Here is a 13,339-nt window from a genome sequence, read left to right on the forward strand (position 1 = left end):
CCCCCGGAGGACCCCATGCCGCTCAGCCACCCGTCCCATCCCCAAGACCAGCGCCGCGCCGACGTCGCGGTCAACCCCGTCTTCACCCGCGAGCCCGTCGCCGTCCCCCGCGACCGCCTCCCCGACGGAGAACTCGACAACGACACCGCCTACCAGGTCGTGCACGACGAGCTGATGCTCGACGGCAACGCCCGGCTCAACCTCGCCACCTTCGTCACCACCTGGATGGAGCCCAAGGCCCGCGACCTCATGGCCGAGTGCTTCGACAAGAACATGATCGACAAGGACGAGTACCCTCGCACCGCCGACCTCGAACAGCGCTGCGTCCACATGCTCGCCGATCTCTGGCACGCCGAAGACCCCGGCAACGCCACCGGCTGCTCCACCACCGGCTCGAGTGAAGCCTGCATGCTCGCCGGCCTCGCCCTCAAACGCCGCTGGCAGCACCGCCGCCGCGCCGCCGGCCTGCCCACCGACCGGCCGAACATCGTCATGGGCATCAACGTCCAGGTCTGCTGGGAGAAGTTCGCCAACTACTGGGACGTCGAAGCCCGCCTCGTCCCCATGGAGGGCGACCGGTTCCACCTCACCGCCGAGGAAGCCGCCCGGCACTGCGACGAGAACACCATCTGCGTCGTCGCCATCCTGGGCTCCACCTTCGACGGCAGCTACGAACCCGTCGCCGACATCTGCGCCGCCCTCGACCGGCTCCACGACGAACACGGCTGGGACATCCCTGTCCACGTCGACGGCGCCTCCGGTGCGATGATCGCCCCCTTCTGCGACCCCGACCTCGAATGGGACTTCCGGCTCCCCCGGGTCGCCTCGATCAACACCTCCGGCCACAAGTACGGCCTCGTCTACCCCGGCGTCGGCTGGGTCGTCTGGCGCGACGCCGCCGCCCTGCCCGACGACCTGGTCTTCCGCGTCAACTACCTCGGCGGCGAAATGCCCACGTTCGCCCTCAACTTCTCCCGCCCGGGCGCCCAGGTCGTCGCCCAGTACTACAACTTCCTGCGCCTGGGCCGCGACGGCTACCGCCGCATCCAGCATTACTGCCGCGACGTCGCCACCGACCTCGCCCGCCGCATCGACGACCTCGGCGCCTTCCGGCTGATCACCGACGGCAGCCGGCTGCCGGTCTTCGCCTTCACCCTCGCCGACGACGAAACCGGCTACTCCGTCTTCGACGTCTCGGCCGCGCTACGCGAACAAGGCTGGCTCGTGCCCGCCTACACCTTCCCGAAGCATCGCGAAGACCTCGCGGTCCTGCGGATCGTCGTCCGCAACGGCTTCAGCCACGACCTCGCCGACCTCCTCATCGACGCCCTCAAGCGGGCTCTCCCCCGCCTGCGCGGCCAGGACAAGCCCCAGCACGGCCGCGAGTCGGCAAGCTTCTCCCATGGCGCCGAACACCGCCCGCACAGCCGACGAACCAGCGCGGTCCCGTGCGCAGCAAGCAAATCCGGCAACGAAGTAGGAGAGTGAATCGATGAACCGCCTCGCCGGGTTCGTGAGTGGTAAGGACGGTTAGAACCGTCCTTACCACTCACGAGTCCCTTCGGTCGAAGGAGCACCGCGCGAGCGCCTCCCAAGGCCCACCGAGGTAGCGCCACACCGCCAGTCCGGTCGCCATGGCCGTGGACGGTCCGAAGTCGGATCGCAGGGTTTCCAGCGTGGCGGCAGCCGTCCGGTGGTCGACCTTGTTCTGGATGGTGACGTGCGGTTTCAGCGGCTGAGCGTCCTGCGGGGACAACCATTCCCGCCACAGCTGCCGCAGTTCTCCGTGCATGGCCAGGAGTTCCGGGGAACTCAACACCAGCGCCACCCCGCGCCCCAGCGAACGAACTCCGGGCACACTTAGTTCGAAACGCGGCGTTCTCGACGCGATTCTCAGGCAGTCATCGAGGACCCTGTCGAGGTGTTCTCCCGGCAGCGCGTGGAACAGGGTGACATGCGCTCCGATTTTGAGACGATGCCGCGGAAACCACGTGCGGCGCAGCACGTCCCACGCTTCCTGGGCTTCCTCGTCGACGGTCAGCGTGATCACCAGGGGCGACGCGGTCATCGATCGGTACCTCCACGCGAAGAATCGAGAAACACATGATCAGCCCGGACACGGTCCGGCACTTCGGCCGTCAGTCCGTCCACCTCGGACGATCCGGCCGTTCGAGGTGAACCACACAGCTGTCGCTGGCTAAACTACGAGGTCTCGGAACGAGGGGAGGCCCAGTTGGCCGTTGACGGTGACTCGCGGCTGCTCGGTTCCAGTGAGGTCGCCCGGGTACTGGGCATTTCACAGGTGACCCTCCGGACGTGGGAGCAGCGCTACGGGATCGGCGCCGGACAACGCGAGGCGAACGGTCGTCGCCGTTATTCCCCCGACGACGTCCGGCGCCTGCGCCGCATGCGCGCGCTCCAGGCACAAGGAACCAGCGCACGGGAGGCGGCACGACTCGTGCTCGCACGTTCCGCGGCGGAGGTGACCGCCATGGAACGCAGCGAGCGGCTCATCGAAACAACCGAGATGTTCGACATGACGACGCTGGCCGGGCTCCTCGACGACTCGCTGGCCACACTCGGTGTCGCGTCCACGTGGATCGAGGTCGTGTCACCTGTGCTGAAATCCCTCGGCAATCGCTGGAATCGCCGCGGTGACGGACAGGTCATGGCGGCCGAATGGGCCCTGGCCACCGCGGCCACATCGGCGCTTGACCGGTACACAGGGCCAGGAAAGACCGCCACGGACGGGAAACCTCCCGTGCTCTTCCTGAGCGGTCCGGCCGAACGGCACGAACTCCCGATAAAGATGCTCAGTGCCGCGCTCCAGGACGACGGCGCGTCCGCCATGTACCTCGGCGGCTTCGTCTCCGTCGACGTGCTGCGCGTACTCAACGAGCGATTCCGGCCGCGTTCGATCGTGGTCTGGTCGATGACCCCTCACTCGGCCGATATCGCACTGCTTCGTGCCCTGCACGCGGGCGGCATGCCAGTGCGTCCGTCCGGCCCCGGATGGACGGGACTTCCCACTGTCGGCGAGCCGGTGCCCGGATCGTTCACAGGCGCACTGGACGCCCTCGGTGCCTGAAGGAGGGCCGGCTCGGCAGACGGCACGTGACGAGCGAACCTGTCCCGCCGCCGCACAGGCGCTTCATTGGCGATGAGCACGGCAATCCAGGGCAGGGGAATCGACAGCGCCAGCAGGCCCAACGCCAGCCACCAGATGTGGGCGGTGAGTCCGGCGACGACGACGCAGGGGATTCGGCAGGACATCATCAAGATGTACTTGCGGCGTCGTGATGCCAGCTGCTCATCCGCTGACGGCGCGGCGGCGGTGATGATCACCGCACGGGACTTCTGCCCCATGACACATCACTTCCTCGTAAAACCGGTGGATACGTCCGGACCGAAATGAAGCCGGGGACCGACGTCGCGGTGCGGTCCGGCGCGCTTGCGGATCAGTTGAGGACGACTACCGCCGCGTTGAGCGCGGTCGCGAACAGCGTCCAGGCGAGATAGGGCAGTTGCAAGGCCGCGGCGAGGGCGGACCGGCGACGGAACAGCACCACGGTCAAGACTATGACCAGATCGAGGGCGATGATGTCGATCAAGGCGGCGGTGTAGGCACCCGCGGTGAAGAACAACGGAGTCCAAGCCGCGTTGAGCAGCAAGCCGGCCCCGTACCAGCCGAGCCCGCGCCCGTCGTTCTTCGCCCGCCAGAACAACCACCCGGACACGGCGATCATGAGGTACAAGACCGTCCACACCGGACCGAACAACCACGGAGGCGGAGCCCAGGAAGGGAGGGTGAATCCACTGTAGACGGTTTTGGCCTGAGCCGAGGAAAAGGCGCCGATCACGGCCACCGCTGCCACGGCGACGAGAAAGCCCGCCAAGGACAAGGGAGCCGGAATAGCGCGAGGACGATGAACCGTGGTCACGTCACTGCCTCCTGGTCAATCGAGCCGGTGGTAGTCGTGTTGGTGCCGAAGAGATGGGCGAGCGCGTCGGCGATTTTCGGATGACGAAAGGTATGCCCGTGATCCATCAGGCGCTCGGGTCGCACGTGGTGACTCGCCAAGGCGAGTTCGCGAGCTCCGTCACGACCGAGCAGCAGCCGAGGCCCGGCCTCGGGCACCCGCAGCAGGGTGGGCCGCTTCAGGACACGACCGAGTGCCCGCGTGTAGTCGGCGTTGCGGACCGGCTCCGGCGCGACCGCGTTGACCGGCCCCGCGATCGTGTCGTCGGTGATCACGCGGGTGTAGATGTCGGTCAGATCGTCGAGGCCGATCCACGACATCCACTGCCTGCCCGTGCCGAGCCGCCCACCGAGACCGGCGGCGAACAAGGCGTGTTGCAGGCGCAGTACACCACCACGCGGGCTGAGCACCAAGCCGGTACGGACATGGGCGACACGGATACCGGCCGCCGACGCGGGGGCCGCGGCCGCCTCCCAGTCGGCGACGACGTCCGCGAGGAAACCCTCACCGCGGGCGCTCGCCTCGGTTTGGATCTCGTCGGCATGCGCGGCTCCGTAAAACCCGATGGCCGACGCGGAAATGAACGCCCTGGGACCGTTCGTGGTACGCGCGGCCAGTTCGGCGAGCGCGCGTGTGGGGTGGACACGGCTGTCCCGGACGGCCCGGCGGTGCCGGTCCGTGAACCGCCCGGCGATCGGTTCTCCGGCCAGATGGACCACGACGTCCACACCATCGAGCAGATCGGCGGCGGGATCGGCCGGGTCCCAGGTGCGTTCACCCGGGCCACAGATCGGGCGCCGCACGAATTTGACGACGCGATGCCCCGCGGTCGTCAAGAAGGCGGTCAGGGCGGTTCCCACCAGACCACCGGATCCGGTCATCCCCACGGTCAGCGGATCGGACCGATACCGGCGCTGCGCGGCGAGGTCGGCAGCGAGCTGCCGATGCCGATAGATGAACATCGACCGGAGGAACGGGGCAGGCACCGGAGTGTCGACCATGTCGGTCACCCGGGTGCTGTCCACGCCGACCGCGGCGAAGCGATGCGTGTGCCGCCACCGAAGAAGAGCCGACAGCACGGGGCTGTCGAGCCTGTCGACGAATTGGCACGGAGGCGTGTACTCGGACCCGTCGTGGGCCGCGATCCAGACGATGCCTCCTGGGAAGACCAATTCGGCTCGCCCGTCACGCAGCGACTCGGCTTCGGCGCCGACGCGAATCGGTTGCCATGGTGGCGTCAACCGCTGGATCGCTCCCGGCCGGGCATGCCAGGCGAACACCTCGTCTTGTGCGGCGTCCACCACACTGGAGAATGTCAATCCCATACGTGCCTCCGAAGTTCTCGACAGGATTCGCTCGATCGGCCGCCGGCGGATCCACGCCACGCGTGCAGGAGAAGTGGCCCGGTCGAGTTCTGCAGCACCGAGATCAGCCAGACCGCGTTGTTGCCCGGACTGTGCAGAGAAGCCGCCCAGAGCGTGCCGGCGACAAGATAGGCCCAGAAGAGGAATGCGACCGCCAGGGCAGACGGCCTTCTGGAGCGATGGCCACTGTCCACAATGGTCAGAGCAAGCATCCCGTGGATCACGATCGGCAGGACGATGACCACCATCGGTCGCAGGAACGGATCGTCGATCGCGAACCAGGACGCGGTCGACATCGTCGCGGCGACCGACAACAACATCCCACCGACGGCGCACGTACCGATGACCGCGACCAAGACCCGCCCGCCCGGTGCGGGGCGCGGAATCGCGGTCATCGGTCCGCGCCTCTCCCGATGTGCCCGTTCTCCAGAGCCCGTGTCTCCTCCAGGGGATCCGGCCTTAGCAGAGTTCCGGCCAAGGGGCGGCCTGCCGAGCCGAGCTTGTTCATCTTCTTCGGCACCGACGCGCCCTGGTACTCGAGCGGGATCGGGTGGCCGTGGTCGTCCACCGGGCCGAGCGGCTGGTGGATCTCGATGAACTCACCGTGCGGCAGGCGCTTGATGATGCCGGTTTCGACGCCGTGCTCCAGCACCTCGCGGTCGGCCCGCTGGAGACCGAGGCAGATCCGGTAGGTGATCGCATACGCCACCGGAGGCACCAGCAACAGGCCGATCCGGCCCGCCCAGGTCAACGCGTTCAGCGAAATATCGAACTGGTAGGCGAAGATGTCGTTGAAGCTCGAAAGCGTCAACACGACATAGAAGCCGATCGCCATGACGCCCAGCGAGGTCCGGACCGGGACGTCGCGCGGACGCTGCAGCAGGTTGTGGTGCGCGGTGTCCTTGGACAGTTTCCGCTCGATCCAGGGGTAGGTCACCAAGAGCGTGACCAGAATGGCGATCCCGAGAGCACCCGCGAAAAACACGGGAGGCACGGTGTGGTCGCCGAGGTACAGCTCCCATGGCGGCCAGATCCGCAGAAGCCCGTCGGCCCAGCCCATGTACCAGTCCGGCTGCGAACCCGCCGAAACCTGCGCGGCGTTGTACGGGCCGATGTTCCAGATCGGGTTGATCTGGAACAGCCCCGACATCAACGCGATGATGCCGGTGACCAGCGCGAAGAACGCACCACCCTTGAGCGCGAACACCGGCATGATGCGGACACCGACGACGTTGGTCTCCTTACGCCGCACACCCGGGAACTGCGTGTGCTTCTGGTACCAGACCAGCGCGAGGTGCGCGGCCACCAGACCGAGCATGATGCCCGGCAGCAGCAGGATGTGAATCGTGTACAGGCGCGGGATGATCTCGTTGCCGGGGAACTCCCCACCGAACAACGCCCAGTGGATCCAGGTGCCCATCACCGGCACCGACAGCACGATGCCCGACAGGGTCGCGCGGATACCGGTACCGGAGAGCAGATCATCCGGGAGCGAGTAACCGAAGAAGCCCTCGAACATCCCCAGCACCAGCAGCAGCGCACCGATGACCCAGTTCGCCTCACGCGGACGCCGGAACGCGCCGGTGAAGAAGATCCGGAACATGTGCACCATCATCGACGCCACGAAAATCAGCGCCGCCCAGTGATGCAACTGGCGCACGAACAACCCACCGCGGACGTCGAACGTGATGTCCAGCGTGGTCGCGAAGGCCCGCGACATCTCCACACCCTGCAGACCGGTGTAACTGCCGTTGTAAACGACCTCCTCCATGGAGGGGTCGAAGAACAGCGTGAGATAGACACCCGACAGCAGCAGGATGATGAAGCTGTACAGCGCGATCTCGCCGAGCAGGAACGACCAGTGCGTCGGGAACACCTTGTTCAACTGGTGCCGCATACCCTTGGCCAGGTGATACCGATCATCGGCCCACTTCGCACCAGCACCCGCGGCCTTCTCGACCGGGTTCGTCCCCTTCGTCGGGGTGGTGAGTGAACTCATCGAAACCCCTTCCACACCTCATGCTCGCCTTCGCGCTACCAGCACTTGCATCGCCAATGCATCGCCTGATCTCTGCATCATCGCGCAAACTTCAGGCAACAGCTGTGTTTGCATCGCATTTGCATCGGACTTGGGCATAGCTCACCGCGTTTGAGAGGGGCGTCACGCGGCGGGGATCGCCTCGTCGACACGCTCGCCCACAGCGGTCCGTCGCGATCTCGGGACGCATGTGGCCGACCAGCAGGCCCGCCGGATGGTCGTGCCGGCGCACCGGCCCGGCGGTCAAGCCCAGTTCATCGATCTGTCAGTCCCCGCCACCGGCGATCAAGGACTGGCGCCTGCGGCGCGCCGTGATGAGCCGCCGAGTGAGCACGCATCGACCGCCCACCGGCGGCTCCGCCTGCAGCCGTCAGAACCGGTCTCGCCTGCTTTCCCTTGCCACTACGTCAGGAAGGTCGGCCAGCCTGCGCAGGCCCTCAAGCGGTTGGCGCATCCGTGGATTACCTCGCAAGCGGTGCGCGTTGCGATCGAGGAACGCCCAGTAGCCGGCGGTGAAGGGGCAGGCGTCGTGGCCCACGCGTTTCCTCGGGTTGAAGGCGCATCCGCCGCAGTGGTCGCTCATGCGATTGAGGTAAGCGCCGCCTGCCGCGTAGGGCTTGGTGGCGACGACACCACCGTCGGCGTACTGGCTCATGCCGATGACGTTCGCCGGCATCACCCACGGAAAGCCGTCAACGAACGCGGTGGCGAACCACCCGGTGAGCTCGGCCGGGTCGTAGCCGCGCTGCAGCGCGTGATTTCCCAGCACCATGAGTCGCTCGATGTGGTGAGCGTAGCCGCGGTCTCGCACTCCAGCGAGCGCAGTGCGGAGGCAGGCCGCCTCGACCGAGTCGGCGTCGAGCTCTCGCCACCATCGAGGCAGCTTTTGATGGGCGCGGAGCTCGTTGTTCTTCAGATAGTCCGGCCCCCTGTGCCAGTAGAGGTGCCATACCCATTCCCGCCAGCCGAGGATCTGCCTGACGAAGCCTTCGACACTGGCCAACGGTGCCGCACCGGATCGATATCGTTGCTCGGCCTGGCGGATGACGTCGACCGGGTCGAGCAGCCCGAGATTCAACGGCACCGAAAGCAGCGCATGTGACATGGCCCAATCGGCGCTGAGCATGGCGTCCTGGTGCGGACCGAACGTGGCCAGCCGATGGTCCAGGAAGCGACTCAACGCCTGCTCGGCCTCGGCCTGACTGACCGCGAACCGGCGCGGGCCGTCCACGCCGACCGGATGGATCTCGCCGTCCCGTACCGCTCGATCAAGGTCCGCCCGGACCTGTTCATCGACGTCGTCCTCGGTGGGCAGATAGGGCGCGGGAACCGGCAGGGTCGATCGCCCCGGCGGGGGACGGCGGTTCTCGTGATCGAAGTTCCACTTCCCTCCGACCGGGCCACCGTCCGGTTCGAGCAACACTCCGAAACGACGACGCTGATCGCGGTAGAAATCCTCCATCAGGAATCGCCGCCGGTTCGCGGCCCAGCTCGAGAAGACCTGTTTGGACAACACGAAACCAGGGGTCGGCAGCACATCCACGACCAGTCCTCGGCCCCGCAGGCGCCGCACGAGGGCCTCGGCGGCGTGCGAGCCGGGTTCGTGCACCACGACAGGCCGCCGGAATCGGCGCAGGCCTTCCGAGTAGGTCGGGGCGTCGATGATCCGGGCGCGGTCGCCGAGATCCGCGGCGAGCCGGCGGATACCGGCTTCGACCAAATGGATCTTCTGCCGGTGATACGGGCGGCGCGCGAAGGCGGCGGCCGAGCGGATCAGCAGGACCTCGCGGTCCCGGTTCTCCGGCGTGCTGTGGAAGTGCGGCCCGAGCTGATCGCCGAACAGCCACAGCGGAGCAGGCCGGCTCATGCGCCGTCGACCTTCCCGAGACGTCCGGCGAGCACGACCACCGACTCCACCTCCAAGCCAGCTCTCCTCGCATTTCGATGCATAAACGATTCAATCATATCGTCGAGGAGATCTCCGGCATGCCTGCTCTCACCCGTCTACGCGGCGGAGTCACCGCCGCCCGCAGCGCTGCGCGAGCCTCCGCTATAGGTCCGCCTTCAGCGTCGCGTTGGCGTCCTTGACCAGCACCATCACGTCCTGATGGCGATCCCACGCGGCCTCGTCGTACCCGGCGAGGCGCAGGTCGGGCGCCTCCAGCGCGCGTTGCACCGCCCAGCCGGGCGAGCTGAGCGAGATGCCGTACCCGTCGTTGCCCGCGTAGTCGTTGTAGCCGAAACCGCAGGCCTTGTACGCGGCGAGCATGCGGTCGGTGGCCCGCGCGTCCAGCCCGTAGTCCTTGCCCGCCTCGGCACGCATCGCCATCCGGCGGCCGTGCGTGGTGACCACCGCGATACCGCCGGGAGCCAGCGCGCGCGAAAAGTAACGCAGCAGCGGACCCCAATTCGGGGCATCGAGATGGGTGAGCACCGAACCACACCAGAGCAGGTCCACATCGGTGACCTGCTCGATGTCGTCGACGTCCGGGGCGCCGATGACCGCCCGCGCCCCGAACGCCTCGGCGCAACTGGCCAGCGCCACCGGATCCATGTCGCAAGCGATCAGCTCGGTCGCCGGGAAGGCGGCGCGCAACGACCGCAGCACCCGGCCATAACCGCACCCGAAATCCAGAAGCCGCCGGGGTTCCGGCCGTCCGGTGACCTGCAGCGCGGCGAGCACCGCGCGCAACGCGTCCCTGGACACGCTGAAGTAGTGCTCGGTGTTGTTGCCCGCGAACATGCTGTCGCCGTCGGCGATCGTGGTGTTCACGCCCGCCATGATGCGCGCGACGGTCTCGTCCAGCGTTTCCATTCGTCCCCCTGGTAGATCAGTCCGCGCACGGCAACGACTTCGGCGAGCAGGCCCGCCAACCGTATCGGTCCTGTGTGTCTTCCGTCGGCACGGCCTTCGCCGGAAAAGGCGGCCTGACCGCGTCACCCGGCTTCCGCCACCGCGCGTTGCCGGCACCTCCCGTACTACGGGGGAATGCGTGAACGCGGACGACACAGCACTCAGCCAGGCGCTTTCGCCCCGCATGCCGGGGTGCGCCTCGTCCAGCCCGGGCGGCGGGTGCGGCCAGGTCCGGCCGGCCTCTCGCATCACCAGCGCCGCCGCGAGTTCGGCAGGCGCGGGGCAGGAAATCCAGCGCCGCGAGGTCGGTGATCTCCAGCCACAGCGAGGGAAGCCCGGAGAACAGCGCCCACCGGGACGACCGTCGAGAAGACGGCGGCGTCGGCCAAGCGGACGGCGTTGCAGCAGGCCTACGACTGGGCGGCCGCTTACGGGTACACGCCCGATCAGTGCGTGATCATCCACCTCTACTCGGTGAAGATCAGCTTCGTGATGTACCGGGGTGAAGCCGGAACCCACTGCACGAAGTAGGCGGTGCCGTGAAGGGCCCCTTCACTAACTTCAGAGTCAATGCCAGGAACTTAAGCGGCAGTGCCTGAGGTTTCTCCGACCGTCCATAAAGGACGCCCACTGCGTTGAATTGTCCGATTGGGCATCGTTTGCCCAATATTCTCAAGTCCGTGAAGGCCTCCTTGAGGGACTCAGAGTCCCTCAAGGAGGCCTTCACGGACCCCACCAACCCTCGTCGGCGAACCATCAGCGCCTGAACGGGCGGTATCCACTGGAGTCGGACCGCCCGACCTGGGCGAACATGCCTGAAACGCGACCGCCCCACCGGCCTTAAGTTCCTGGCATTGACCTTCAGGGTAGGCAAGGGGGCCTTCACGGACTTCGGCATCAGCCTGGGTCCGCTCGTCAGAACAGCACCGGGAAGTACGTGAGGGCTTCTCCTGTCGCCGGGTCGTAGTATCCGGCGAGTTCGAGCTCACCCCATTTTCCCGACCACGCCCCGGTTTTCTCGTCCTGGACCAGCTCCGGCGACTGCCACGCGCCTTCCGCGGCACGGATGACATCGTCCTTGGTCCACGTGGGCGGGAAATAGGTGAAGTCCACATAGGACACCCGACCGGAACCCGGGTCGCGCTCCTCGGTGACGGCCCGGCGCACGTCCGGATAACCCGGCGGGCGCTGGAGCGCGGGCTCCTGCGCCGTCGTGACCAGGAAGCTCCGCAGCCCTTCCAGCACCGGCCAGAAGAACGACTGCGGCACCACCTGCCGAGGCCACCGGCCATAACGGCTTTCCAGCAGCACGAGATCGTTGATCAGGTCGAGCGAACAGCCGTTGCCCAGCCAGGTCCGCTGCTCCGTCTCGGCACGCTTGAGCACCCCGGCGAGCCCGTCGATCGCGGCGATGTTCGGCTGCACGTCGGTGTGCAGCCACGCCGCGAGCGGCAGGTGTTCCTCGGGCACGGAGATCCGCAAGCGGCGGTCCTCGTCGAAGGTGAAGATCACCGCCTCACCGACTCCGAACATCACTGGTCAAGCACTCCTGACTTCTCTGGGAAAGACCGGTTCACAGATATTGGTTCTTCGAGGGGAAGTACGACGTGACGCCACCGCCGGGCGCGGTGTCGTAGAAGCCTTGGATCCTGACCCATTTCCCGTTGATCTTGGCGTGCCCGGCCCACGTGCCGTCGGGATTGAGGCCATGACTCGGCGCGCCGTTGTTCCACGCCGCGTTGCCCCCCGCCTTCACGTCCGCCGGTTTGTCGCCGGGAGCGAACAGGGTACTGGGCTGCTGCTTGCGGTACTTCCCTTCCGGGTCGTTGGAGAGGTACACGGAATCCTGGGTGTACACGCCGTTGGGCTGATGGTTCCTGCCGTCGGTCCGTGGGTTGAGCACCCCACCCCCGTCGTCCTTGTGCACGTGCCCGCCGGTGGGCATCCCGTTCTCCTGTTTGCCGTGGATCACATGGTCGTGGACGTCGTTGGAGATCTTGGGCCGGTTGCCCGGCTCCGGCTGCCCACCAGGCGGGGGCCGGTACGGCTGGCGCGGCGGCCTGTTCCCGCCACCGCCACCCGGCCTGTTCCCTCCCCCGCCGGCCGGTTTCTTTCCGCCACCGGGTTTCTTCTTCGGCGGTACCTCGCTCCAGCCTCCGCCGTCGTCGCCGGTGTCGTCGCCGAGGCCACGTGAGCGGCCACCACCCGAGCCAGGGCCGTGGGATCCCCGCGAGCCGCCCGCTCCGGAAGCGCTGGTCCGGTCGCCGTTGGGACCTCCGGCCCGCCCGCCCTTGCCGGGACCGGGTTTACCGGGCTTGCCACCGGCGGGGACGGTGCCACCGTCGATCTTCTTCAGCGCCTTCGACGCCTGCGAAAAGATGTCCTCGGCACGCTTGATCAGCGGGCTGAGCTTGCTCATCGCCTTGACCAGCTTGGTGGTGATCGTGGCGATCTTCTGGACGGTCGACGCGATCGCGCGGACCGCCTGCGGCACCACCCAGACCAGCCCGATGCCGAGTGAGGCCATCGCCTGGATCGCCCAGCTGATCAGCCTGCCGATGAGTTCGGCGATGATGTCGCGCACCAATCCCCGAACCGCGGCCACCACCTCGCCGCCGACCTTGACCCCGGACGAGGCACCGGCGGCGGCCTGCTGCGAGGCGCCGAGGAGATTCGCGATGTCGGCGGCGCGCGTCCGGTAGGCGTCGCCCGCTTCACCGGCCCACTGGGTGGTGTCCGCTTTCACCGCGGCGTCGAGATCCCCGCTGATCGCGGTCAGTTCGTCGGCCACGTTCTGCCAGGTCTCGGCATGGGCGGTGATCTGGTCTGGATCGCCGGCCAGCGCGTCGAGCGCTTCCTTCAGCGGCCCGATGTGCTCCATCAGCCAGCCGACGCCGTTGGCGAGAATGGTGCCGAACGGGTCCATGATCGCGCCGATCATGTCGAGACCGGCGCCGACGGCGCCCATGGCGGCCGACGCCCAATCCCCGCTCTGCAGCGCCGAATTCAGTTCGGTCGCGGACTCCAGCAGCGGCGCACCGGCGACGGCGCTGGTGGGTGCCGGGGTCGCGACCAAGGGGTTGCTCACGTCGAGGCTCCGTCT

Annotated in this window: 11 protein-coding genes and 1 pseudogene; 2 read left to right on the forward strand and 10 right to left on the reverse strand. The window is 67.2% G+C overall.

The features are described from left to right. The first annotated feature begins 15 nt into the window (after window positions 1-15). On the forward strand, window positions 16-1,488 hold the full coding sequence (gad, locus tag H074_RS31335) for a glutamate decarboxylase (protein ID WP_007034099.1): 1,473 nt from the start codon (window positions 16-18) through the stop codon (window positions 1,486-1,488). 61 nt (window positions 1,489-1,549) lie between these two features. On the opposite strand, the gene H074_RS31340 is transcribed toward gad, so the two are convergent. After that, window positions 1,550-2,068, reverse strand: coding sequence for a 2'-5' RNA ligase family protein (locus H074_RS31340; RefSeq protein WP_007034100.1), 519 nt, complete (start codon window positions 2,066-2,068; stop codon window positions 1,550-1,552). A gap of 165 nt (window positions 2,069-2,233) precedes the next feature. Here H074_RS31340 and H074_RS31345 point away from each other — a divergent pair, with 165 nt between their 5' ends. Further along, a complete protein-coding gene (locus tag H074_RS31345) occupies window positions 2,234-3,088 on the forward strand; it encodes a MerR family transcriptional regulator (protein WP_007034101.1) in 855 nt (284 codons plus the stop codon). Between the two features lie 107 nt (window positions 3,089-3,195). Here the strand turns inward: H074_RS31345 and H074_RS39630 are convergent. The 9 genes and pseudogenes from H074_RS39630 to H074_RS31395 form a co-directional block, all read right to left on the reverse strand. Further along, window positions 3,196-3,366, reverse strand: a pseudogene (locus H074_RS39630) (DUF3099 domain-containing protein); the annotation flags it as partial. Window positions 3,367-3,458: 92 nt separating this feature from the next. After that, entirely contained in the window at window positions 3,459-3,941 is a 483-nt protein-coding gene (locus tag H074_RS31355; RefSeq protein WP_051072042.1) for a TspO/MBR family protein, read from the reverse strand. After that, the gene (locus H074_RS31360; protein ID WP_007034104.1) at window positions 3,938-5,305 is read right to left on the reverse strand and encodes a TIGR01777 family oxidoreductase; all 1,368 of its coding nucleotides are present in this window, start codon (window positions 5,303-5,305) and stop codon (window positions 3,938-3,940) included. Before H074_RS31360 ends, H074_RS31355 begins: the two co-directional genes overlap by 4 nt. Beyond that, window positions 5,296-5,739: a hypothetical protein gene (locus H074_RS31365; protein ID WP_007034105.1), complete on the reverse strand. Its 444-nt coding sequence runs from the start codon at window positions 5,737-5,739 to the stop codon at window positions 5,296-5,298. Before H074_RS31365 ends, H074_RS31360 begins: the two co-directional genes overlap by 10 nt. Further along, on the reverse strand, window positions 5,736-7,343 hold the full coding sequence (gene qcrB, locus H074_RS31370; protein WP_007034106.1) for a cytochrome bc1 complex cytochrome b subunit: 1,608 nt from the start codon (window positions 7,341-7,343) through the stop codon (window positions 5,736-5,738). The genes H074_RS31365 and qcrB overlap by 4 nt, the downstream gene beginning before the upstream one ends. Before the next feature lie 409 nt (window positions 7,344-7,752). Next, window positions 7,753-9,249: a cryptochrome/photolyase family protein gene (locus H074_RS31375; protein ID WP_007034107.1), complete on the reverse strand. Its 1,497-nt coding sequence runs from the start codon at window positions 9,247-9,249 to the stop codon at window positions 7,753-7,755. A gap of 183 nt (window positions 9,250-9,432) precedes the next feature. Continuing rightward, window positions 9,433-10,197: a class I SAM-dependent methyltransferase gene (locus H074_RS31380; RefSeq protein ID WP_007034108.1), complete on the reverse strand. Its 765-nt coding sequence runs from the start codon at window positions 10,195-10,197 to the stop codon at window positions 9,433-9,435. Between the two features lie 954 nt (window positions 10,198-11,151). Next, the gene (locus H074_RS31390; protein WP_039923736.1) at window positions 11,152-11,769 is read right to left on the reverse strand and encodes a hypothetical protein; all 618 of its coding nucleotides are present in this window, start codon (window positions 11,767-11,769) and stop codon (window positions 11,152-11,154) included. A 40-nt stretch (window positions 11,770-11,809) separates the two neighbouring features. Beyond that, entirely contained in the window at window positions 11,810-13,324 is a 1,515-nt protein-coding gene (locus H074_RS31395) for an EndoU domain-containing protein (RefSeq protein ID WP_007034110.1), read from the reverse strand. Window positions 13,325-13,339 lie beyond the last annotated feature (15 nt).

Source organism: Amycolatopsis decaplanina DSM 44594, assembly GCF_000342005.1.
In the GTDB taxonomy this organism is placed as follows: Bacteria; Actinomycetota; Actinomycetes; order Mycobacteriales; family Pseudonocardiaceae; genus Amycolatopsis; species Amycolatopsis decaplanina.